Below are 24,504 nucleotides of genomic sequence, written 5' to 3'. Positions count from 1 at the left end.
TGTTTTATTTGGATTTAGGGAAAACCGTCACCCTTAAACGTGTGCTACCATAAGGTACTAAGGTGATCATGGTGGTTTTCGTGCCCGCTTTTACCGATTTACTATCCGGTAATTCCTGTGTGTACCTGTCTTCCAACAAACCCCAACCGGCCACGGTATGTGCCGGTACTTTTATCTCTATGGGTGATTGCCCGGGATCAAGCGGGTAGGCTGATCTGCCGGTTTGGATTACTTTAGCTTTCCGGCTAAAATCCTTCGCGTTTACAGCCAGCGCATAATTCCAGGCACCTGTAGGTTGGATATCCAGCGCAGGGAAGTTTGGATCGTGTGATTTTTTGCCGCCCAGGTTTTTATAAGTAGCCGTATCTGTTTTCACTTTTTCGGGAACGGCATAGGCGTATAACAATGGGCCTCGCTCTACAAAGTTGCCGTATTGCTCGTCAGTCACCAGCTTTAAGGCCATAGGTAATTTTACGGTCACCTGATCGCCTTTTTTAAATTTACGGTTAATGGTGATAAAACTACCTGGCTGCAGTACCCCACGATACAGCGAACCGTTTATAGTTACCGAAGCATTTTTGCACCAGGCCGGGATACGTAAAGTAAACGGCATATCTACGGGTTTGGGTGTATCAAACGTGAAATTCACATCATTAGCAAAGGGGTAATTGGTGGTTTCTTTGATGTTAACTTCCTGTCCGCCACTTAATACTACCTTTTCGGTAGACGGGCCATACAAGGCAGCAACCGGACCACCGGCATGATTCCGCATCCACATACGTGCTACGTAATTAGGCATAAAACGGTGTACATTACCGGCACAGCATTCGGTTTCATGACAGGGCCAGTAAGCCATCCAGGTTGAGCCATGCGCGAACTTGTTGTGGTTGGAATTCCCGGTAGCGATCACCTGGTTCACGCTGGAAAAATATTGCAGATTTTTAAAGTCTTTTGAAACCGCGCCAGGCCCGGCATTAAATATGGCACGCTCCAGGTGGTCGGCCCAGGTGGCATCGCCGGTGGCCATCAGCAAATAACCTAAAGCCCAGGTATAATCGGTAATATCGCAGGTTTCGTGACTGTTTAAAGGGTTCTTTCCCGCCAAAAACTCGCTCGAACTGGGTACACCATCAGGCAACATATGGTCCCGGTCGAGTTTTTTCATGGCGTTGATAGCCGCATCTAAATATTCCTGCTTACCTGTAAACGTGTATAGTATGGCCGGGAGTTTTGACATTTCCATATAGGTTACGCCGTGCAGCACTACTTTATCATCCGATAAGGCAACTTTCAAATTCAACTCAAAACCTCCCAAAGCGTAAGCTTGTTCGGCCAGGTTGAGTAGTTTTTTATCGCCTGTTTTGCCGTAAGTCCATAAAGCGCCCTCGATATTTACAATGGCGCGTTTAAACTTGCCCAACTCTTCGGGCGTATAGCTTAGGTAATGCTTGTGCAGGGCGTCAACAATTTGCTGGTTGCCGGTAGCCATATATTCAGCCTGCAAAGCACGGAAGAACACCGCTATAGGCCACTGACTGGCAAATAATTCCGGCCCCAGCCGCCCATTTTTTTGCGGATGATCTAAGGTATAATAAATACCTTCCTGGCCTTTTTTAATCAGCGTGCTATCCTGCAATAAATAACCTAAGCGCAGCAAGCCATCGGTATAATAAGCCGTTTGCTCGTAACGCCACCAGTTATCGCCGTGGGTTTCGTTTTCGCGTGAGATTGTACCGGCCCATAAAACTGAATTGAAGGGGTATGATAAAACCTCCGGGTGCCCAGTCAAGCCGGATTTTTGCCGCACTAAAAACTCTTTTAGCCATCCTTTCGGCGCACAATTGGTAATGGCCGATTCCTGAAATTTATCGTAGCGTGGGACTGTATCTGCCACCATACCCACCACGCGTGTTTGCGGTTTTATCCAAAAAACACTGATCAATGCGGTTGCACTAATGGCTATAAGCGATGATAGTTTTTTCATATTGGTTTTTAGATGGCCTTAAATACCCAGGCAGGTTGTCCTGATAATTGCTTAATTACTTCTGCCGGGATGGTCACTTCTACCTGATCGCCAACCTTTTTCCATTTCAGAGGCTTTTTGATGCCTAACAGGGTAATCGCGGCGTTCTTCCTTATGGTTAAGGCCGGGAAACTCATAGCGGCATTCAGTTGCATTTCTTTTTCAGTCGGCAGGTAAGTAGCATATAATGCTTTACCCTTGCCGGTAAAAGCCCATTGCGCTTTGCGGTAAGGCGCTACAGGTTTTGTGCTGTAAATGGATTCGCCATTGGTTTTAATCCAGGCGCCTATCTCTTTCAATCGGTCATAGGCTTCCTGATGCCATTCGCCGTCCGGACCGGGGCCGATATCCAGCAGCAGGTTGCCGTTTTTAGCTACCACATCAACCAGCATTTGCACCAGTTTACGGGTTGGCTTGTAATCTTCCTTCTCGATGTACGACCATGATTTGCCCATCGTCATACAGGTTTCCCATGGATGCGGGATAAAATGATCGGGGATCTTTTGTTCGGGGGTCAGGTAGTTCACATTCTCGGGCTTGCCGTGGCGGTCAACAATAATCACTCCCGGCTGATCTTTACGGGCCATCGTTACAATGTTCTTCATATCCATATTGGCCCAGCTACCATCAAACCATAACAGGTCTACCTTGCCATAATTGGTCATCAGTTCTTCTATCTGGTTATAGGTAAACTCGGTAAAGCGCTTCCAGCGGTCGGCATATTTAACCCGGTCGTAACTCTCGTTCCTGTCCTTAGGCGGGAAGTACGACCACCAATAATCCTCGCTGTGCCAGTCGGGTTTAGAGAAGTAAGCGCCGATCATAAAATCCTTTTGGCGGAACGATTTAAAGATCTCCTGCGTGATATCCTTTTTAGGATTAGTTGAAAAAGGTGTTTTAGCGCTGGTCACTTTGTAATCGGTATATTTGGTATCGTACATACAAAACCCATCGTGATGTTTGGTGGTGAACACCACATATTTCATCCCGCCTTCCTTAGCAGCAGCAGCCCATTTATCGGGATCGAATTTGGTAGGATTAAACTGTGTCTGCAAATTTTCGTATGCCTGCTTATAGCCTTGCCAGGTAGCCGAGTACGGCCCTTTACGCTGGGTAAAACCCCTGTCTTCCGGGCATAGCGACCATGATTCCACAATCCCCCAAATGCTGTAAGTACCCCAGTGCATAAACAAGCCAAATTTCAAATCCTGCCAATCGGCTATTTTAGCGTTAACTTTTGGGTCGGTAGGTGCTTCGTACACTTTTTCCGGGTCGTAGGCTGTCGCGTCCTGCGCTTTAGCTGTAGGGATACTTAATGCACCGCCTAAGAGCAGTAATCCGCAGGCTAACTGCTTAATATTTTTAGATTGTTTCATTTCAAATATTATTTACCGGGTGCAAAATCTACCGTGATCACACTCATGCCCCATGGTTTTATTTTGACGCCCAGGCTACCGTTTCCAGTATTGGTTGCTGTTGTCAATTCCTCACCCTGCAAAATGCCGGTTTTAGTAACGCTGCCTTTTTGCCCGTTATTAATCTTGTTCAGATCGATAGTTACATCGCCTGTTTGCTCTTTGGATGATTGGTTAAGCACCATTACGTATAGCTTATGGTCTTTCTCGTTCAGGGCCGCTACATATTCCAGGTATGGGTTGCCGCTTTTCAGCAAACCTTCGGGCATAAATAGCTTGGCTGTAGCCGAATAAATACTCCCGGGAGCAAAACCATAGGATACATGCGGACCAACCTTAGGGGTCATAAATCCGCTTGGGAACGTGATCTTATTATTCGAGCGTAATTTCACTTCGGATAACAGGTAATCGGTGATCCAGCCTATCTGCCAAAAGGCATGGTGCGGAAACATTTTGGCCGATGTTTCTACCTTCTCCAACCCGTTCCAGTAATAAATACTCTGTCCGCTGGCCGGATCAACATATACGTCCCTGCCCCTTGCGGCACAACGCGCCATGGTTAAAAACAGATCGTTACGGGTTAATTCATACATTCGCACAAACAAACCTGCAAAGCTGGAGATCAATATCGGGCCGCCACTGGCTGTACCACGGATATGCTCCACACTTAAACCGGTTTGGCTCACTTCCCAATCGAAATGATCCTTTCCGTTTATCTTTTTAATTTTAGCTGTAGCGATAGGTTGCGTAAAGATGGAGGTAGCATAAATCTCGGCAGCATCGATAGCCGCTTTTTTATACCGCTCGTTTTTGGTGGTGGTATATAGTTCTAATAACGATTCGGAACATTGGGCCGTAGCAAAATCCCATATATTGCGCCCATCGCCGCATACGCCCAGGTAATGGCCCTTATCTACCCCGTTTTTAATCAGCCAATCGGCGCCTTTCTGCGCTGCCAATAAATATTTTTGGTCACCGGTTACACGGTACGCTATCAGTAAGCCATACCAGGTTGGACGCAGGTCTTTCAGATCGGGGAACGACAATTCATGGCTCTCGCGATCATACGCTACATCAAAACCACCATCAGTGTGTTGCCATAACATCAGCTTATCGCCGGCTTGTCTTACCCGGGCTTTCAGTTCTGGATCGTTGGGATTAAACAACAGCATATTGCCCATATCCATCAGCGTATAATAGGTGGTGAATAAGGGCTCTACCCAGTTACCGCGCTCGGCTTCGGTGCCATCCTCATCACTATACTCGCCCATCGATGCGCCTTTAAAAAAGCCGGGCAACATTTCCTGCATCACCAGTTTATAATTGCGTACGTAAGGCAAATGCTTTTGCATCATGGCATCCTGACCGGCATAGGCCAGCATACATAGCGCGCCTACATCGGCATTTTTGCTGCCGTTAGCGCCAATTTCAAGGCCTTTTACTTTTTGAATGGTCCAGTTTGATTTTTTTTCGTTTTGCAGATAACCCTGCATCAGGCGCACCCGTTCGGATAGTGAACGCTTTTGCTGCTGTATATCCAGCATCCCTGCAAACTGGTAGATATCATTCACCGCATGCTTAAACACCGGGAACCAATCCGTAGCCTGTACCGAATACCTGAATTTGAACGTAGTGGTTTCGCCAACCTGCAGCATAGAACCTGCCTGCCCCAACACCGGCGAGTAAGCTACCGGGGTTAACTGCGCGTGGCGGTTCATGGTAGACATGCCCACTTTATTGGGCCCACGTGTTACCGAATCTACATAAGGATCGTTAGCCGTGCCCGGATCAGGGATAACCGCCAGGGTTATCTTGTTTTTGGTGGTGAGCATCGGGCTCAAGGTCATGGTGTTCCTTTCCTTAGCCAGGAAGGCTACATTAGGCAAGCCCTGACTGTATTTGGTAGCCAGCTGAAAGTCGGACTGTAATTCGCGGCCGTACCAGTTACCCGGTATCATCCCCCAGGATAATTCCTTAGGGTCAATCACCGCCAATGTTGGACTGGCAACAGCAAACGATCCTTTCAATTTAGCCTTAACACTCATTTCAACCATAATATCGGTTGGATAATTAGGGTCGATCTTCCATTTGGATTCCATCACACCAAAACGCAATGTTTGGGTGAACGTAATGGTGCCATCGGCCGATTTTGTTGCTGTTGCGGGATAAAACGAAAAGTCTTTACCTTCCAGATCAAGGTCGACCAGGTTTGGCGCAGGCTTACGGTTTAAATAGATCAGCGTAAATAGTCCTGATGGATGCGGCAACACCTTCCCCCCTGCCACAATGCTTTTAATATGCCAGCCATCTTTTTCCTGTGCCCAGGATACTTTTAATTTAGGGGACGACAGGGAAATATCCTGGTTGCCGCCTTGCCCGTAAGCACTTAGCAAACCTGCGCAAAGCAACATGGAAAGGAAAAATGATCTTTTCATTAATGAAATTATAAATACGGTTTTCAATATGGTTTATACATAGCCGGGGATTAGGTAAGCCCTCTCAACTATCATTCAATATTAAGTTAAATCTGCATCATAGCATCCGGTACAAAGCCACCAATATGCTTGGGAACACTCCCAAACGATGGGAATGCTCCCATAAATCCCGGCTTATTTATTCAACGTGCCTAACACTTGCCTTTTACGCCTGGCTATGCGCCATATTAACAATGACGACCCTAAAATAAACGCCCCTACGCAGCATACTACCGTTGGGAATCTGGGCGCTATTGCTCCCAATGTAATAATACCGATACCCACTATGCCCATAGATATAGCGATGACACTGATACCAAATATATTCTGACTTTCGGCCTCGTGGTGATGGGATGCGGAAGGCATAGTTTCCTTTTCGGACGACATCGCCTCATCAAATGCGGCGGCTCCCGGCGCGACTTGCCCTTTCGAACGGTAATACATCTCAAACAAAGCCAGCAGTAAAATGGGCAGGCCTACACCAAAACAGGTTTCAACGGTGCGGTTCAGCTTTAACTCCATTGTTACCGGGCTGATGACCTTAAAGAATAGATTAACCAGCAAAGATGCCACCGTGGCAAACACCACGCTAAACGACGTTTGATATTTTGAGAACAACGACCACACAATAGGCGCGAACAGCGCCCCACCTGCTATAGAGGCGATACTTAACACTACTTCCACAATACCGCCCGCTCTCGGGATCATAATAGCGGCGATGATAGTCCCCGCGCCGAACAGCAGGGTGAACAACCGGGCGATCAGGATCACTTCCTTCTCTGCCGCTTTAGGCCGCATCAGGTTTTTATACAGATCGGTAGCGAAAACGGTGGCGGCCAGGTTAATGGTGGTATTAGCTTTGCTGGATGTGGCCGATATCATACCAGCTAATACCAAACCGATCAGTCCGGCAGGCATTACCTTTTGGCAAAGCATCATATAAGCGCCCTCCGGCTCCAGGCCTTGCAGGTTGGGATTGATGATCCGATAGATCATCGGCGGCAGCATCCATATCAGCGGACTAACTAAATACAAGCCGGTAAATAACCATGCTACCTTTTTTGCGCCGCGCTGGGTAGCCACGCTGGTATAGCGCTGCACGTACGACCAGTTGCCACCAATATATACCGTTTGATATAGGATAAAGGCCAGCATAAAGCCAAAAGTATAATCGGAGTTAAACGGCTTAAAAAAATCCACCGGGGCGTTATTAATCAGATTAGCAGGGCCGCCTATCTCGGCAAATGCTATCGGGATAACGATAACTACCGAGGCGCTTAATATTACAAACTGCACCACATCGGTAACCAACACGGCCCATAACCCGCCGGCGGCGGTATAAAGTACGATGATTAATCCGATACCAATAATGCAGGCGTTTAAAGTGAATGGCGTAGCCACATGCACCATTTTACCTACCGGGTATAGTACCGATGCAGTGGTGAACAAGCTAAGCGCCAGTATTAAATAAGTATAAAACTGCTTGGAGCGTGGGCCAAAGCGTTTGCCGATATACTCGGCAGCGGTTTTTACGCCGAGCTTTTTCCACCGGCCGGCAATGAATATCGCCACCAGGAAACCACTGATGGCCATAGTAAGCTGGATCATGTTAGATACCAGTCCGAATTTATAGGCGATAGATCCCCAAACCACAAAGGTACCGGCCGAAAAATAGCTGATAAATAAGGACAAGCCGTTGATCCACCAGGGGGTTTCGCCGCCGGCTTCAAAAAATGCCTGACCGTTTTTGCTGCCTGCCCTTGTGAACGTTAAACCGATGCCAAAAATAAGCAGGGCAAACACAGCCATGACGATAAAATCCAGTTGAACCATTTTGGGAATTTAAGATATAAAATACTATTGGTTTATAAAAAAGCCATGCGCAGGTAAACTAATTTAAACCCTGCGCAGGCTTCATAATTTAGCTAACGCAGTGCAATATAACAGATAATTTATCGATCCGGCCAGTGTTTAAATAATTTGCAAAATTGGGAACGCTCCCAATTTTTGGGAACGAAACCATTTGTTGAAATGAAACAAATTACATACATTTAACTACCAATTATTGCTTGCATGAAGAATCACCAGGTTACTATTATCGATATCGCTAAAGAGCTGAATATTTCTAAATCCACCGTATCCCGCGCGCTCACCGGGCACCCCAATGTTAAACCCGATACCCGAAAAGCGGTGCTTGACCTGGCCGAGAAAATGGATTACCAGCGCAATATGCTTTCCATTAGTTTAATTACTAATAAAAGCTATACCATTGGCATTATCGTCCCCGAATTTATGACCTCGTTTTTCCCGCAGGTGGTAGTTGGCGCGCAGGAAGAAGCGGCCAAAGCGGGCTATAACGTATTGGTCAATCAATCAAACGAGAACTATAAAACCGAAGTGGCTAATTCTAAGGTTATGCTGGCCGGGCAGGTGGATGGCGTGCTGGTTTCCATGAGTAAGGAGACGCGTAATTACGACCATCTGAAAAAATTCCAGCGTAAGGGTATCCCCATTGTGTTTTTTAACCGGGTTTGCGATGAGATGATGGTACCCAAAGTGGTGGTTAATGATCATGACGCTGCCTTTAAAGCTGTGGAACATTTGATACAAACCGGCCGCAAACGCATAGCCCACCTGGCTGGCCCCGATAGCCTGGCCATTAGCCGTAAAAGATTGAACGGCTACCTGGATGCTTTAAAGAAATATAATCTCCCGGTAGATGAGGACCTGATCATCCCCTATGATTTGACTTTAAGCAAGGTAAAGATCTACATTAAACACCTCATGAGCCTGGACTCGCCGCCCGATGCCTTATTCGCGGTTAACGACCCGACCGCGATCGAAGCCATACAAGTGATCAAGAAACTGGGGCTGCGGATCCCAGAAGACATTGCCATTGTTGGCTTTGGCGATAATTATGGGTCCAGCTTTATTGAGCCCAGTTTAACCACCGTTGCCCAGCCTGTGCAGGAAATTGGCCGTACGGCGATGAACCTGCTGCTGGGTATGATCAATAAGGATGTTTCGCAATGGAAAGCAGTTACCAAATCATTGGATGCCAAACTGGTGATCAGAAATTCCAGTAAAGCAAAAAAGGGTTCACTATAAACACGATGTCATTTCGAACGAACAGCGGTGGGTAAAAGGGTGAGGGTGAGGAGAAATCTTATACGCAATACAATCTAATACATATTTATAAGATTTTTTTCGCTCGTGATAGCCTGCCACAATCCGCTTTTAATTGAGTTGTAACGGGTATCTTCTCAAGCTTTGTAACATCGCACAGCAAACACCGCTGCCGGAACATCTCCCGAAGGACGCTCAACCACAAGTGTCAATTTCGCGGTATCAATCGGCTGATCAAACACAATAGTATTGCGCGATTGATAATTATCCTTTTTGCTATAGATCATCTTCCCTTTATCGTCCATCATCTGATAATTCCGCACACAAAAGGGCATCACCGTTTCCGGGTGGCTCATCAGTACCGATTCCATCGGGTGATCGTAATCCGTATCAAAAAACAGCTCTATTTTACCGATCTGCTGGGGTTGATCCCATTCTAATTGAAGTTGTGGCGCGGTATCTTCCCAATCGGCAACCCATGCATTGGGACTACTTACGGGCCGGTCTACCCCGTTGCGGATATTCGCGGCACGGAAAGTGTCTAAACCATTTGCTACTTTAATGGCTATATTTTGACCGTCAGGGCGGCGTTCGGGACACCAAAACTCAAAGGCATCTACGCCAATGTCTTCGGCCGGAGTTTGCTTACCATAGTTAGAAACCGCTTTATTGATCAGGTTAAATACCGATAATACACCGGTTACCCTTTTACGCGAAAAATAAAGCTTCACCTTCGGGTTTTTAGGAAAAGTTAAAAAGGCATATCCGGTGTTTTCCATATGCGCGGCAAATTCCGCATGGATACAGTTCCTTCCGGGATGGATTTGGAATACCTGTTTTGCGATAGTAACATCCGGCGTAAAATTCCCTTCCTTACCGCTGATACGTAATTCTACCAATAATTCTGTTTCCCCTTCTGCCTGCGCGTGAAATACTATATCGGGCACCTTACCTTTGGCTAAGGGCAGCATTTGCGCTACGGCAATATCTAAGGGGCGTAACAAATCGCTTTCGGGCAGTTCGTTCAATATTAACTCGCTTGAAGCCGATATTCTGGCCGATTGCACCAAATCCGCTTCATCATTTAAAACAAGTCCAGGTATATATTGCCCGCTCTTTAGCAATTCTTTTTGTAGCGTTGGGATATGCCCTTTATGATAGATCTCGGCTGGTTGGAACTGATTATCCAAACACATTTTAGCTGCTAAGGCTACAGCCTGCGCCGTATAAGCCCCGGTAGCCATTACCCTTGTCGAGCCAAAAGCCACATGCGACGCGCTGATGATCCTGCCGGCCAAAAACAGGTTGCTGATATCCTTACTGTATAAGCTGCGGTACGGCACCTGGTAAATGCCTTTGCTATGCCATTGGTTGCAGCCGGGTTTCTCGCTAAACACACCGTCGGCCGGGTGCAGATCGATAGACCAGCCCCCATAGGCCACCGCGTCATCATGCTTGCGCTGCTCTACCACATCCTGCTGGATCATGATGTAATCGCCCATAAAGCGACGGCTTTCCCGTTTACCGGGGATCATGCCTACCCACTCCAAAGCCAGGGTTTCCGCTTCGGGGAATTCGCCCGAGTTTTTGATATAGTTCCAGGCGGCATACACCACTTTCCACAGTTCCCATTTTATCTTTTCGGTATCGTGTACAGTATCCAGCCGGCCACCGTACTCCAGCCACCATAGCTTGCAACCGTAATCCTTAGCGTTAAACGACCGGAATTTAGGGATCTGGGTAATATCGCTTAAAGCGAAATTAGGGGGAATAAACTTTACCGGTTTGCCGGTATCCTTACTATAAAAATAAAGACTGTGCCCCAGCAATTCGCCATAGTTTTTTGACGGCGCGAATTTCTCGCCAAACTCTTCCATATTTTCGGCACCCATCCTAAAAGACGCGCCTGATAGAAACCCAAGGATCCCATCGCCTGATGCATCGCAAAATAATGGGGCGCTGATTTGATATTCGGTTGAATTCTGGCTGCAAAAGCCGTATATGGTTGATATCGTATGGTCGTCCTTTTTATCCAGGCTGTATACAGCGGTGTTGAGTAACAAAGTGATATTAGCTTCGCTCACCACCTTATCCAGCAATATCATATCAAAAACCATAGGGTTGCCTTCGGGATTACGATAGGTATTCTCTACCAGTATTTCATCAACCAAACCACCCTCGCGTGCCCAGCGATTATTGTTACCCATGTGCGATGTTGCACCCAAAATCCATAAACGCACCTCGCTGGATGAGTTGCCGCCCAGTACCGGCCTGTCCTGCACCAGCGTCACTTTAAGCCCGGCACGCGCCGCGGTAATGGCCGCGCATACACCCGCAAGCCCGCCGCCAACTATGGCCAGGTCTGCCTGCAGGTTTTCTGCCTTTAATGCTCTGGAAGGGGTAAAGTTTTCACTTATCATATTATAGCAACAAGGGGGCAAATTAAATAGTATTCATAACCTGGCTACCCGAACCACAGCAATTAGTTCCATGGGAACGTTTCCAATTTATGGGAACGTTTCCATGGAATAAACAGCCTTTATTTTGATATAAATCCATCGTCATTCTTCCCCCTTTCGTTTATGGTTTTGTTTGTTTAGCCCAATTTTCCACACGGAATGAATTGACCGGCAATCCTTCCTTATTATATAAATTCACATACCCCGGGTTATCTGCCCAGGCATAGCGCACAGCTACCGGGTTACTTACCTCATCGGCCCAAACTATTACCGTATGATCATCCTGCAATTTGCCTTTAGCCCAATAAAACTTCTTATCTGCACCCGCAATGGCAAAGCCTTTAATTAAGCTGTCCTGCCCTTTAATTTGCAGACCGTTACCAACCTTATCGAAAGTTATCCGCACCATTTGCCCTTCTATTTTCATGGACTTATATATGGGTGATGAGTAAATAAGATCCTGGTGATAGCCCACTTTAAGCGCGCTCAGTGCAGCGCGTTTACCCACATCCTGCTTATTGGTGGGGTGCAGGTTGCCGTCATCGTCCAAATCGATAGATACCGACATACCCGTATTGGGCACACTCAAAGCCGAAGCCTGGGCTTCGCGCAACTCGGCCCACGAGCTTTCTGATGGCACCGCCGGTGGCTTTTGAAAATTAGCCAGCGATACAAAAATGAAAGGGAAATTACCCTGCCCCCAATGGGTGCGCCAATCATTAATCAGCGCTGGAAAAATGCGACTGTATTGTTTAGCACGGCCGGTATTAGCTTCGCCCTGGTACCATAGTACGCCTTTAATGCCGTATGGCATCAGCGGGGCAATCATCCCGTTATATAATATGGTGGGGTAATCGTTTTTCTGATAACTCAATACCGATGGCGATACTTCCGACAGTTTAAACTTCCAGATCCCGGCAAGGCTGATCTTTTGCATGGCCGTTTGCACAAACATTTCATCGGCTTTACCGATCATACCGCCAATACCCCCGCGGTTGCGGATGCGGCAAACCAGCACGTTCCTCCCTTCCTTTAATAACGTGGGTTCAGCTTTGTAAAGGCGGTCACCTACATTTTGGGTAGCGCCTATCTCCTGCCCGTTGAGGTAGGTATTATCGTCATCATCTATACGGGAAAGGTGAATCTCTATCGCTTTTTTGGCTTCGTCAGCGGTCAGGTTAAACTCCTTACGGCACCAGCCAATACCGCCAAAAAGCGGTGTCCATGGTGCGGGGGCTTGCAGGTCTACCCACTTACTCAGGTCAAGATCGGCGGCAGCATAAAGGGCTTTGCCGTTCACTAATCCTTCGTCTTTTAAAAGGTATTCGCCGGTTAGGCGTTTAATTTTGGCTATCCTGTCCAGCGTGTCCTTATGCTGATCTATTGCCAGCAGTTTTTGTACCGGCGCTGCAAAGTCGCTGTCTCGTAGCAAGTAATCGCTGCTGATCCAATTTTCGATAAACGTACCTCCAACTGAGCTGTGGATCAATCCGATAGCTACATTCAGTTTTTTGTGCAGATCTTTCCCAAAGTAATACGCCACAGCTGAGAAACGTTTGATAGTTGCCGGTGTGCAGGCTACCCAACGCCCGCCATCCAGATCATCTTGCGGATGCTGGGCCAGTTCGTTGGGCACGTTAAATAAACGGATCATCGGGTAATTGGCCGAGGCGATCTCCTGGTCGGAGTTATTGGTACCATCCAGCGGCAGGCCCATGTTTGATTGGCCCGAACATACCCATACTTCGCCTATCATCACATTGGTTAGCTCTATCGTCTGACTGCCTTTTACCTGCAAAATATAAGGGCCGCCATAAGCCATAGCAGGCAATTTGGTTTTCCATCTGCCATCGGCGCCAGCTTTTACCTTAATGGTTTTACCCGCAAAGGTGATCACTATATTTTCACCGGCACCGGCTTTGCCCCAAACGGGGTTGGCCCTGCCCTGCTGCAATACCATGTTTGAGCTGAATAGTTTTGGCAGGATAAGCGGTGCGTTAGCCATTACCGGCTTTTTACCTGATAATAGAAATTGGTATAGTTTATCAGCTATCAAAGCCGCCCCCGCCGAATCAGGGTGTAGTTTATCGGGAAACATTTCGGGATGATTGGCCAGTACGGAATGCAGGTCTACCACTTCGCACTTTTCTTCAGCAGCTACCTGATCAATAACCGGGGCAATCAATTTAAGGATATCCGGACTATACGGCTCATCCGGCTTTTTATCCAGGAACTTAACCACCGGGTATAAAAGCACCACGCGGGGATGCGTGTCCAGTGTTTTAAAGGTATGCACCAGGGATTTGTAGTCGTTATAAAAGCTATCTATGTATTTGCGATAATATGGGCGGCTATCGTTAGTGCCTAATTTTATCAATACAATATTAGCCTTACTGGCTAAAGCTTCACGATATTGGCTTGTGTTGATATAGGCATTTCCACCCGCATGCAGCGCTGTTTTACCGCTTGCTCCAAAGTTTAGCACCTCGTAATCATCGCCCAGTTTTTTTTGCAATAGTGCCGGGTAGGCATTCACTTCGCGGTGCGGGATGAGGTAGCCATAGGTAATACTGTTACCGATACAGGCTATCCTGATCTTACTTTGCGCATAACTGCTATGAGTCAGCACAACCAGCAAAAAGATAAAAGACAATATAATGGGGTATTTATATTTCATGCTATTATTTCTTCACTATTTCTCCCCTGATCAATATTTTACCCAACCATATTACCCGCTGATCGTATTTCTCCGGATGTGCATTGATATCGGTCAGCTGGTTTGAACCTAACAACACTTTTTTATCGGGGATTTCCTGTGTAATGATAAACTGTACACTATGCGTTCCCTGCGGCACGTCCATAAACTCATATTGACCGCGGTAGCGATTATTGCACCAGTGGCTAAACCTGTTGAGTGGTTTTAGTTTTTTGCCGTCGACAATCACATCCATCTGACCAACTTCGGGGCCGCCGATATCAAACACGCCAATTTTGCTGCCGGTATAGGTAAAGGAGAATGATGCTCCCGCTTTATCTGCCCGCATTACATAGGGGAACCAGGGTTTAAACTGTTTCAGGCGTACATCAGTTGATGGATCAACTTTTACCCAATCGCCGTTAAAAGTGACATCATCGGCGGTGAGCATGCGGCCATCTTCCCAATTATCTTTGATCATGGGTGATGGCAGGATATGTTTTTTAGCCGATGCCATAGCCTGCATCTTATTCAGCGATTTAATAATCGTCCCGGCGTAGATCCAGCCGCCCATTTCTGTGGGATGGATCCCATCCGAGAATACGGGTTTATCGGTTATTTTAGGATCGGGTTTAAAGATCAGCTTCCCGGCGGCCTCCAACGCGGATGGCTCCCAGCCTAACTGGATGCCGGGCAGGTGATAGTATTCGGCCACGGTTTCCAGTTGTTTGATATTATCCGGTACCTGGCCTTTGGCATAAAGCTGACTTTGCCCCGTCATGATCGCATAAAGCAGGCAGATATCGGTTTGCGGATCGTTCTTGATGATTTGGCGGATGATGCCTTCCAGTCCCGGCAGATAAGAGCCGTTGACGGCGTATTCCACAAAGATCAGGTCGGGGTGATATTTCAGCACCTGTTCGCCGATACGGCAGGCGCCTAAATCGGTACCCGAGCCGGAAACCCCGGCATTTATAAATTTGATAGCGCTTTTAGGGTACAGGTTTTGCAGGTATTTAGCCGTTTGATTGCGGTATTTATTATCCATTTGGGTTACGCTGCCGCCTATAAAGGCAATGCTAAGCGGTTTACCGGACTTCACCTTACTGAAGAAATTGGGCAAACCATTACGAATGGCCAGTTCCTGATCGTGCTTAAAATCGGATGGTTGCTGACCGGCAGGCAATACACCCGGATCAAAAAATAATGGCGAAGCGCCCGACTGGCTGCCGGCTATGGCATCCTGCTTTAAAAATGAAGTAGACTTACTTTGATTTTTATAGGTAGAACACGACAGCATACCTGCAACCATGCAAATGCTTGCGGCATATTTTATCGCTATTGATTTAATTAGAGGCCGCATATCAATTCTTTATAATTTCAAAATGATGAGGTACCGGCTGATTATCCTTGTAGATCAAATCGTGCAGGGCTTTCATTTGTGACAGCGATTCGGCTTGCTTAGCTTTGGCGGGCAGATAGGTATTCCTGAAGCTGATCAGATCTTTATAAGCCGCCGTGGTGGTATCTTTGGTTGCTGCAACCGCCTGTTCAAAATACTGTCGCGCCTGTGGCAGCGTATAGATCTTTTTAGCTTGCAGGCGCCCCATTTCCATGCCACGGATATAGCGGGTAGTAGCCTCCAGTTTCCAGTAATCTTCAAAATAATGCAGTATTTTTTGGGCCTGGGCATATTGCGGCGTGTTTTTGTTTAAAGCCAGGTTAATGCCCGCGGCTAATTCCTTAGCGGTATAAGTGCCTGCCAATTGACCGTCAATTTTAAGCTGGTAATTGCCGGGATTTAGCCCTTTAACGCATACCATTTCTTTATTCAGATCATCGGTAAAAGGCACCAGCTTTAATGCCCAGTCGGCACCTTGTGGTATGGGGAAAGGGAGTGAATTTTCGAGACAGGTAAAGCTGATGCCCTGGTTGCTGCTTTTTATATTGCTGATCTTTGCATTTGATGACCCGGCGGTTGTTGTCTTACCCACTGTTAACGAGATAGTGGCAACTTCACTTTGTACCCCGGTAGTTTTTAAAAACTGGTAAGCCATAATAAAATGCCCGACAGGCCCCGGGTGTACCCTATCCGCGCCGATAATGGTAGCGGTGGAATCTGTGGCCTGCACTTTTTGGGTAATGTCGTTCATTATGGTCCAGTAATCAACCACCGGCAGGTTATATTTTTTGCCGAACTCTTTAATATAGCCCGCGTATTCCTTTAAGCCATCGTTACGGCCAATCAGTTTTTCGTTAGCGGGGATAAATGCGGTTTGATCGTATATCGTCGGTGTTTGCAGGATGATCTTACTGTTGTTCTTTAGCAGGGTTTTAATAATGATCTCGTAATCGCGACGGTAAACATCGGCGGCCTTTTTGCGTTCGTCGGCAATACCGGGTTTGGCCCATGCTTCTTTGGTATACAAATCCTTTTGCACATCATTCATCCCCAGCTTAATTACCGACCAGTTGGGGTGGTTATTCAGCACATCGCTATCCATACGGCTGATCACATTAATGGCCCGGTTGCCGCTGATGCCGCTATTGATCACATTAATATTTTGCGTAGGATAACGGGTTGCATAAAACAAAGCGATATCATGATGAAAACCACCATGATTGGTGATGCTGTTCCCTACAAAAACCACCTGATCGCCGTTTTTAAAAATGGGGGCTTGGGCTTTACATACCGGAGTAATAAACAACAGGGCAGCTATAAGTAATAATAAACCGATTCCTCTTTTCCTCACCATCATATTAGTCATCAACTTTAACTGTTTTTAAAATAAAATCGACAATGATTGCCGGGTTGGGCAAGCTGTGCGGATGATGCTTAAAGCCCGGTTTATGATACACAGTAATATCGCCGTTTAAGGCTTTTACCGCTTGCTCAAATGGGATAGTATTTTCTTCCGGCGGTACTACTTCATCAGCGTCAGCCAATAAGTGCAGCATCGGGTATTTGCCTTTTACAATCTGCTTTACCTTGTTGATAGGGCTTTGTGCAAAACCTGCAATATTGGTTGAGTCCAGTTGAAAATCAACTTTTACCTTTGCCCAGTCGCCTTTGCTGCCCGGGCCTTTGCCTAAGCCACCCGGCCAACTTTTCAAATCGAGCACCGGGTTATCGGCATAAACGCAGGCAACTTTTTTAGGGTTCTCTGCCGCCCAATTGTACAGGTATACCCCGCCTCGGCTCATCCCTTCTAACACTACCTTTTTGGCCAGGCCATTTTTGTGCATCAGTTTATAATAGTCGTTCCATAAGGATACCGATTCCTTGTTACCATACAGCTCTACCACATCGCAATACACAATATGGAAACCATGCTCCAACAAGGCAATATCAGCCTGTGGCTCGTGCCCCCAAAAGCGAGCGCGCCATACCCATGGGTGTCCTTTAGCAGCCCATTTAGGCGCTACAATTTTGCAATTACGACCGTTAAAAGTAAAATCGGCATAGCGGTAACCGTAAAATGAGGTGATCTTTTTAGGCAGATCGATCTTACTGATTAGATCGTACGTAGTATCTCTCGGCTGTTTGATGAGTTGCGCTAAGCGTTTAGCAATTAACACCGCACCTTCTGCATTAGGGTGGATCTTATCGGGCACCAAATCAGCGTGATCCATAAACAGCGAATGCAGATCGATCACCTCCAGGCTATCGGCGTAAGCCACTTGCTGTATCAGCGGAATGATCTTAGTTTTAATCACCGGATCGTAAATACTGTTACTATCTATACCAAATGCAGTTACAGGCAGCAGTAATATTACCCGCGGGCGTGTGCTTAACTGTGCAAAGGATTGTACTAAATCGTGCAGATCCTTTTTAAACTCACCTAAAAACCCACGGTTTATCTTTTTGCTGTCGTTTGTCCCCAGTTTGATCAGTACAATATCCGGCTGGCTTTGCAGCGCCTTTTGGTAGGTTGGCGTATTCCAATATGGGCTGTTCCCTTTTTTTAGCAGCGTTGTGCCACTCACGCCAAAATTACTGACCGCATACTTATCGCCAAGCAATGCCTGCAGTTGTGCCGGGTACGAGTTATGCGCGGCATCTTTAATACCGGCGCCGGCGGTGATGCTATTGCCAACACAGGCTACCTTGATAGGTGCCTGTGCCGAAACTATAGACGTATGAAGTAAGATAAATAAAGCTGTCGCCAGCCAAATGGTATGTTTTTTCATGAATATAATATAGATGCGATAGTTTTTTAAGGTGTAATAGTTACCTGAACCTGTTTAACAACTTCTTGACGGCCAAAAACGTTGGCATTGGTTGCTACAAAATTAACATTGAATGTCCCTGCACTTTTAAAAGTATAATTACTGGTGTTTATCCTCAGCGAGGATTCCTTTATGGCTGTACCCACATCGTTTGTTACCCGGTTTAAGGTGATGGGTCCGGTAAAGGTCCAGGTTTCAGAAGCTGAGGTAGCTGCGGCAGCGGTAGCCGCTCCTGTTATTACCAGCGATGAACCTGCCGTTACCACCCAATTGTATGGCCCTGTATACTTATATGGAACCCAACCCGGACTAAACAAGGTGGCTACCGAATAGTTTGTAATGGCCGCGGCTGATAAGTTGGCAATGGTATACACCGTTGCATCGGGCAGGGTATTGGTTACTGTTAACCCGGTGATGGTCCATTTATTTTGGATACTACCTGTTGTGGCATTGTATTTAAAGGCAATGTATATGGGTTTATCGCCTGCCAAAAACTCCGAAAGGTCAATAGCGCCTGAAGCTACCGCGGTAGCCGTTGTAGCTAAAGTTGCTTTAGCGGTAATATCCGTCCAGGTGGCGGCGTTGATGTTGGCAGCAGTGGTAGTCGAATCGGCGCCCAGCCCGGCAAAATTACTGGAAACCATTACTTTTAAAGAATTGGCCTGTGCACCAGCGTTCCGGGCCGAGGTAAATTGCAGTTTAGGGATCCCGGTGGCTGTGTAGCGATCTTTGTTTACATAGTTGGCCCCCTGCTCACCCGAATAAAAGGTAATATAATCGGGGTTACCGATAAAATTGAAGATGGTGCTTTCGCCCAGTTTATAGGATGCCTTTGTGGTGCTTACCTCAAACTCAGGCGTTTTAGGCTCTTCCTTTTGTTTTAAGCAACTGCTAAAAAGCACGGCAATTGCACTTAATATGATCAAATTTTTCATGTTGATATCTTTATTACCGTTTGTGAATTACCATCCGGGATTTTGTGTCATTAATTTATTTAAAGTGATCTCCGAAGCCGGTATAGGCAAATAATTATGCAATGTTGATACGTTATTACCCGGGATAATGGCAAAGGCCTTATAAGTAGTTTGGGTACTGGCGTTTGCCTCGGCCGTTACCTGTTGCAGGGTAGGCACCAAAATATTCCAGCGGATCAGATCCAGCCTGCGCCAGCCTTCAAAACAAAGCTCGCGTGCACGCTCATCCTGTATAGCCTTACGGAAACTTGCTTTATCGGCATACTGGGCCGGTTTCAGGTCGGCATCGGTTACCTGGGTAAGTATTGGTGTAAGCACCGCGCCAGTACCGCCGCCACCTGTTACAGTGATAGTTGGCGCCGATGTGTAGAATGTGCCATGACTGGTCATGGTAACTGCCGTAATCTTGCCGCCGGCAACTGTGGCGGTAGCGGTAGCGCCGGTGCCGCCACCGCCTGTTATAGTGATAGTTGGCGCAGTGGTATAACCTGTGCCCTGCGCGGTTATGGTCAACTGTTTAACACCTTCGCCATTTAGCAATTTGCCATAACCACGGCGCCTTACCAGGTTCACCGCGTCAATATCGGCCTGGCTTGGACCTGCGTTAGCTTCGTTATCAGCTTCGGCATACATCAGCAGCACATCCGCGTAGCGCAACATGGGGTAATTGGTATAAGTATTACTTTGATACCTATTGGTGAGCTGCTCGTACATTCTATCGAACTTGTTGCACTGCCTGTTGTAGATCTGCGCTGCGGTCCAATAAGTTTTATTAGGTGCCACATTACCGGTAAAAGCAAAAGGCGCTATATTCCAGTCACGGCGCAGATCCAGTGATTTATCAGGTATCAGCGGATCGGTTAAATTGAGATCTTTTTCATACAGATCGTACAAATGCTGCTGTATGCGGTATGAGGTATTAGTTAAAGGATAGGCCGGGTTTGTTTGCGTAACCCCCAGCAAAACGCCCAGCCCCGGGCCATACTCTAAATAAGTATCGCCCGTACCGGTGGTATAATACCCTATTTCCCACAAACTTTCCTTTGTATCGTACAGGTTTTGCACCATATTAATAAACACCTGGTTATAGTTAGGATTTAACTGGTTCAAGCCGGCATCAATTACTTTTTTAGCCCATTTAGCAGCTTCGGCATAACGGGGCGCGTCATTATTAGGGAAGCCTGCTTTAAATAAACAAACGCGGGCCAGTATACCTTCTGCCGTTTGTTTGGTGATCCTTTCGTTATAGGTGTAGGTGGTCATTGGCGGCAGCAGGGCTTCAGCCTCGGTCATTTCACTGATGATAAACTCATATACCTCATTAGCCGGTGTACGGGCTATGTTTACATCAACTACCGACGGGGTTGGCACCTTACGCAGGGGCACAGCGCCATAATTCTGCACTAAAACAAAGTAAAAAAATGCCCGCAAAAATTTGGCTTCGCCTTTAACATAATTGCGCTTTGTCGCGTCCATATCGGGCTTATCAATATTGGCTATTACCATATTTGCCCGCTGGATACCTGTATAGCACGCATCCCAAACGCCTTTCACAAATGTATCGCTTGAAGTATAATTGTATATGCGTGGAAAGTTTGAACTGGCTGCCGCGTAAAAAAACTCGTCGGTTATGTTAAACTGCGATGGCAGGCCATCCACGCCCGAATACATACCGCCTTTTTGTAACTGATCGTAAACACCCGTAAGGGCAGATTGGATCTGTGATTCGGTGTTATAATAGGTTTCAGGTGCTAAAAAATCGGTTGGTTTGGTTTCCAGGATCTTTTTGCACGAACAAAAACTGGTCAGAACTATGATGGTTAATATGATCTTCTTCATAATGTGATGATATTAAAATGAAACGTTAAGCCCTGCTACAAATATCCTTGATGAAGGATAAGAGGAATAATCAAAGCCGGGGGTTAATGGGGTATCCCTTGTAGAAACATCGGGGCTGCTGCCCGGATATTTGGTGATCATAAATATGTTTTGTGCCGACACGTAAACCCTTAATGATTTTACCTTTACCTTACTTAACAAACTTTTAGGGATAGTATAACCCAATGATGCCGTTTTTAATGCCAGGTACGAGCCATCCTTAATACTGCGACTGTAGTTAAAGTTAGTGACCGAACCGCCAGCGCGTGGTATATCGGTATTTTGGTTAGTTGGCGTCCAGCGGTTGGCAAACTCGGCAAACTGATTGATGTTAGCAGTCGAGCCATCTTCAAACCGCAGGATGTTGTAATCATTAACCTGGTTACCGTAGCTGAACTGGAAAAACACGTTCAGATCAAAACCTTTATACTGAAAATTATTGCTGATACCGCCTGTAAAATCGGGGTTAGGGTCGCCAATGATGGTATAATCGTTAGTGTTGATGATGCCATCGCCGTTGATATCTACAAACTTGATATCGCCCGGTTTAATGTTATTTCGCAACGCCGCGGTTGTGTTTGACGGCACATTATCCTTTAAAGTATAAACCCCGGCGGTCGACCGGTTAAAATCGGAATATTGATATACACCATCATACTGTAGCCCGTAAAACATTGCTATAGGCCGGCCTATTTTGGCTATATAAAATGGCTGCGCGGTAGATACGGTAGTGGTGATAGCCTCCTGGTTTTCGGTAAGGGCCAGTACTTTGTTTTTATTAAACGATATATTAAAGTTTGTAGACCACATGAACTTGTTGTTACTCACGTTAACGGTGTTTAATGTAAACTCCAAACCGCTGTTTGAAACCTTCCCTACGTTTTTAGTAGCGGTAGTATAACCTGTTGTAATGGGTAACGCGGCGGTTAAAAGCAAATCGGATGTAACCTTGTTATAGTAATCGGTTGTTAAGGTGATCCGGCCGTTAAACAGGTCCAGGTCAAAACCTACATCGGCCTGCCTGGTGGTTTCCCACTTCAAATCGGGGTTACCCAGGGTATTGGCAACCGCGCCCTGCGATGGCACCGCGTTACCAAACGAATAACCGTTGCCCACAAAGTTCAGGCTTGAATAGTAAGGGTATTCGCTCCGCACACCGTTATTACCCGTAGCGCCATAGCTTGCCCTGAATTTAGCGTTAGAGACAAACTTTAATTGTTTAATAAAATCCTCTTCACTGATACGGTAGGCAACAGCGGCCGATGGGAAATAACCCCAACGATTTTTAGGCGGGAATTTTGACGATCCATCCGCACGTATAGAAGCGGTGATGTTGTATTTAGATTTGTAATTGTAATAACCACGCGCTAAAAACGACTCCAACCCCCAGTTGCCCGAGGTAGACGTGATACTGGAAGGCGTACCCTCGTCCAGGCCACTGATTCCTAACGACTCGTTAGGGACGTATATGGATGTAGCACCAAACGAATTACGCTTAAAGGTTTGCATGGTAAAACCACCCAATAAATTAAAGGTATGATTACCTACTTTTTTATTGTAGGTTAAGGTATTATCGTTATTCAACGTTGTTGTTCTTGATACAACTTCGCTGCCGTTAACCCCCTGTACGCTTCCTGTAAAATTAGCGCCATGATAGGTAAGCGAGTTGTTAAACAGATCGGATATGGTAGTGGCCTGGGTAACGCTACCGCCTATACGCAGGCGCAAATCTTTGGTAATATTGTAATCAAGGTAGGCATTTGATGAGAAGGGCCTGCCGTTGCTTACATTGTATTTATTCTGCGCCTCAATAAAAGGGTTGGTTGTAGGCGCTACGCCAACATTATCCGGGTCTAATAATTCGGTGGTGATATCAAGGTCCGGGTCAACCTGTATAGGCCTGCGTGTCCATAATTTAGGCATAAACGCGGTAACACCGCCATCGGCATTCACCTGCTCGCCGTAAGTATTAGTAGCGCTTGAATTTACCGTGATACCTACTTTAAATTTATTGCTCAGGGTTTGATCTAAGGTGATCCTTCCCTGGAACCTTTTATAGCCGGTATTAATAATAATACCATTTTGGACGTATATCGAACCTGTAACCGAATACTTGGTTTTATCGGTGCCGCCTGTGATGGATACATTGTGGTTTTGCTGCGCACCGGTGCGGAAAACCAGGCCATACCAATCAATCGGCTTTACATCTTTATAATAATCTAAGGTACGGCCCAGCGCAGTGGTGTATTCGGCGCCATATAATGATGGTGAGATCTCCAGTTGAAGTTTCACAAACTCGTATGGACTTAAAACCTCTACGCGTTTTGAATCGTGTTGCACGCCATAGTAACCATTGTAGGTTACTACCGGTTCGCCCGATTTACCCCGTTTGGTGGTAAGGATAATTACACCGTTGGCACCACGCGCGCCATAGATGGCTGTCGCCGATGCATCTTTCAGTACGTCGATAGATTCAACATCCGTTGGGGCTATAGAGTTCAGATCGAAATCCTCCATCGCAAAGCCATCCACCACATATAATGGCGAATTGCTGCCGGTTATAGAGTTAGCGCCACGGATCTTAATAGAATTACCTCCGCCCGGCTGACCATCTATAGCCACCACCTGCACACCGGCTATACGGCCGGCCAGTGCATCATCGATTGATTTAACCGGCGCCCTGAGCAAATCGGTCATATTTACCGATGCGATAGAGCCGGTAACGTCCTTACGGGCGATAGACCCATAGCCTATTACCACTACCTCGTTCAGGCCGGCATCCTGGCTTTTCAGATTAACAGTGATATTGGTCTGGGTACCTACTGTTACTTCCTGAGTAACATAGCCGATAAAAGAAAAAACAAGCGTACCATTGGCAGGCGCCCGGAGCGCAAACTTACCGTTAGCATCGGTAACAATGCCCCTGCTGCTGTTGCTTTTCAGCTTGACGGTTACGCCGGGGAGTGAATTGCCGTCGGGGCCGTTAACAGTGCCCGAGATCAGCTTATCTGTGGTGGCTTGTGCTTGCGAAGGGGTAGCGGCAAAAAACACCATTATCAAAACCAGCATAACACACAGGCATGACTTTAGTAAGTAAAAAGTTCTCATCATACATTAGGATTTAATATTTTAATTGGTAACCAAATATAGCTGAGCCAATTGCCCTTATGATTTATTGGCGTCCATATATTTATTGGGAATGTTCCCATTTATTGGGAACGCTCTCAATT

At 46.5% G+C, this 24,504-nt stretch carries 13 protein-coding genes; 1 reads left to right on the top strand and 12 read right to left on the bottom strand.

The annotated features are described in order from the left end of the window. Positions 1-4 precede the first annotated feature (4 nt). The 4 genes from AC07M6_RS01890 to AC07M6_RS01875 all read right to left on the bottom strand — a co-directional run bounded on the left by AC07M6_RS01890 (position 5) and on the right by AC07M6_RS01875 (position 7,745). Positions 5-1,984 (bottom strand): beta-L-arabinofuranosidase domain-containing protein, encoded by a 1,980-nt coding sequence (locus AC07M6_RS01890; protein ID WP_494887104.1) that lies wholly within the window; start codon positions 1,982-1,984, stop codon positions 5-7. A gap of 8 nt (positions 1,985-1,992) precedes the next feature. Next, positions 1,993-3,399, bottom strand: a complete 1,407-nt coding sequence (locus AC07M6_RS01885; RefSeq protein ID WP_494887103.1) for an alpha-L-fucosidase — start codon at positions 3,397-3,399, stop codon at positions 1,993-1,995. 8 nt (positions 3,400-3,407) lie between these two features. Beyond that, positions 3,408-5,873, bottom strand: a complete 2,466-nt coding sequence (locus AC07M6_RS01880) for a beta-L-arabinofuranosidase domain-containing protein (protein WP_494887102.1) — start codon at positions 5,871-5,873, stop codon at positions 3,408-3,410. 174 nt (positions 5,874-6,047) lie between these two features. Then, positions 6,048-7,745 carry a sodium:solute symporter family transporter gene (locus AC07M6_RS01875; RefSeq protein ID WP_494887101.1) on the bottom strand — a complete coding sequence of 566 codons (1,698 nt, stop codon included), beginning with the start codon at positions 7,743-7,745 and terminating at the stop codon, positions 6,048-6,050. Positions 7,746-7,985: 240 nt separating this feature from the next. On the opposite strand from AC07M6_RS01875, the gene AC07M6_RS01870 reads away from it, so the two are divergent. Continuing rightward, positions 7,986-9,020 carry a LacI family DNA-binding transcriptional regulator gene (locus AC07M6_RS01870; RefSeq protein ID WP_494887100.1) on the top strand — a complete coding sequence of 345 codons (1,035 nt, stop codon included), beginning with the start codon at positions 7,986-7,988 and terminating at the stop codon, positions 9,018-9,020. Positions 9,021-9,175: 155 nt separating this feature from the next. On the opposite strand, the gene AC07M6_RS01865 is transcribed toward AC07M6_RS01870, so the two are convergent. The 8 genes from AC07M6_RS01865 to AC07M6_RS01830 all read right to left on the bottom strand — a co-directional run bounded on the left by AC07M6_RS01865 (position 9,176) and on the right by AC07M6_RS01830 (position 24,343). Beyond that, complete coding sequence (locus AC07M6_RS01865; protein ID WP_494887098.1) at positions 9,176-11,458, bottom strand: FAD-dependent oxidoreductase; 2,283 nt, start codon at positions 11,456-11,458, stop codon at positions 9,176-9,178. A gap of 160 nt (positions 11,459-11,618) precedes the next feature. Then, positions 11,619-14,174 (bottom strand): GDSL-type esterase/lipase family protein, encoded by a 2,556-nt coding sequence (locus AC07M6_RS01860; RefSeq protein WP_494887097.1) that lies wholly within the window; start codon positions 14,172-14,174, stop codon positions 11,619-11,621. A gap of 4 nt (positions 14,175-14,178) precedes the next feature. Then, entirely contained in the window at positions 14,179-15,555 is a 1,377-nt protein-coding gene (locus AC07M6_RS01855; RefSeq protein ID WP_494887096.1) for an SGNH/GDSL hydrolase family protein, read from the bottom strand. Between the two features lies 1 nt (position 15,556). After that, positions 15,557-16,960, bottom strand: a complete 1,404-nt coding sequence (locus AC07M6_RS01850; RefSeq protein WP_494887095.1) for an SGNH/GDSL hydrolase family protein — start codon at positions 16,958-16,960, stop codon at positions 15,557-15,559. Further along, positions 16,953-18,383: a GDSL-type esterase/lipase family protein gene (locus AC07M6_RS01845; RefSeq protein ID WP_494887093.1), complete on the bottom strand. Its 1,431-nt coding sequence runs from the start codon at positions 18,381-18,383 to the stop codon at positions 16,953-16,955. The genes AC07M6_RS01850 and AC07M6_RS01845 overlap by 8 nt, the downstream gene beginning before the upstream one ends. A 26-nt stretch (positions 18,384-18,409) precedes the next feature. Beyond that, positions 18,410-19,357 carry a DUF5017 domain-containing protein gene (locus tag AC07M6_RS01840; protein ID WP_494887092.1) on the bottom strand — a complete coding sequence of 316 codons (948 nt, stop codon included), beginning with the start codon at positions 19,355-19,357 and terminating at the stop codon, positions 18,410-18,412. Between the two features lie 27 nt (positions 19,358-19,384). Further along, on the bottom strand, positions 19,385-21,235 hold the full coding sequence (locus AC07M6_RS01835; RefSeq protein ID WP_494887090.1) for a RagB/SusD family nutrient uptake outer membrane protein: 1,851 nt from the start codon (positions 21,233-21,235) through the stop codon (positions 19,385-19,387). 12 nt (positions 21,236-21,247) lie between these two features. After that, the gene (locus AC07M6_RS01830) at positions 21,248-24,343 is read right to left on the bottom strand and encodes a SusC/RagA family TonB-linked outer membrane protein (protein ID WP_494887088.1); all 3,096 of its coding nucleotides are present in this window, start codon (positions 24,341-24,343) and stop codon (positions 21,248-21,250) included. Positions 24,344-24,504: the final 161 nt, after the last annotated feature.

It is taken from the genome of Mucilaginibacter sp. GW821-FHT07H05 (assembly GCF_059418485.1).
Note: the sequence above shows the minus strand (reverse complement) of the source record. Positions and strands in the feature narration are given on the sequence as shown.

Excerpts from the sequence above, each read along its gene's own strand:
- AC07M6_RS01855 (WP_494887096.1), bottom strand. The coding sequence starts at position 15,555 with ATGCGGCCTCTAATTAAATCAATAGCGATAAAATATGCCGCAAGCATT.
- AC07M6_RS01840 (WP_494887092.1), bottom strand. The coding sequence starts at position 19,357 with ATGAAAAATTTGATCATATTAAGTGCAATTGCCGTGCTTTTTAGCAGT.
- AC07M6_RS01845 (WP_494887093.1), bottom strand. The coding sequence starts at position 18,383 with ATGAAAAAACATACCATTTGGCTGGCGACAGCTTTATTTATCTTACTT.
- AC07M6_RS01875 (WP_494887101.1), bottom strand. The coding sequence starts at position 7,745 with ATGGTTCAACTGGATTTTATCGTCATGGCTGTGTTTGCCCTGCTTATT.
- AC07M6_RS01870 (WP_494887100.1), top strand. The coding sequence starts at position 7,986 with ATGAAGAATCACCAGGTTACTATTATCGATATCGCTAAAGAGCTGAAT.
- AC07M6_RS01885 (WP_494887103.1), bottom strand. The coding sequence starts at position 3,399 with ATGAAACAATCTAAAAATATTAAGCAGTTAGCCTGCGGATTACTGCTC.
- AC07M6_RS01890 (WP_494887104.1), bottom strand. The coding sequence starts at position 1,984 with ATGAAAAAACTATCATCGCTTATAGCCATTAGTGCAACCGCATTGATC.
- AC07M6_RS01835 (WP_494887090.1), bottom strand. The coding sequence starts at position 21,235 with ATGAAGAAGATCATATTAACCATCATAGTTCTGACCAGTTTTTGTTCG.
- AC07M6_RS01880 (WP_494887102.1), bottom strand. The coding sequence starts at position 5,873 with ATGAAAAGATCATTTTTCCTTTCCATGTTGCTTTGCGCAGGTTTGCTA.
- AC07M6_RS01865 (WP_494887098.1), bottom strand. The coding sequence starts at position 11,458 with ATGATAAGTGAAAACTTTACCCCTTCCAGAGCATTAAAGGCAGAAAAC.
- AC07M6_RS01830 (WP_494887088.1), bottom strand. The coding sequence starts at position 24,343 with ATGCTGGTTTTGATAATGGTGTTTTTTGCCGCTACCCCTTCGCAAGCA.
- AC07M6_RS01860 (WP_494887097.1), bottom strand. The coding sequence starts at position 14,174 with ATGAAATATAAATACCCCATTATATTGTCTTTTATCTTTTTGCTGGTT.
- AC07M6_RS01850 (WP_494887095.1), bottom strand. The coding sequence starts at position 16,960 with ATGACTAATATGATGGTGAGGAAAAGAGGAATCGGTTTATTATTACTT.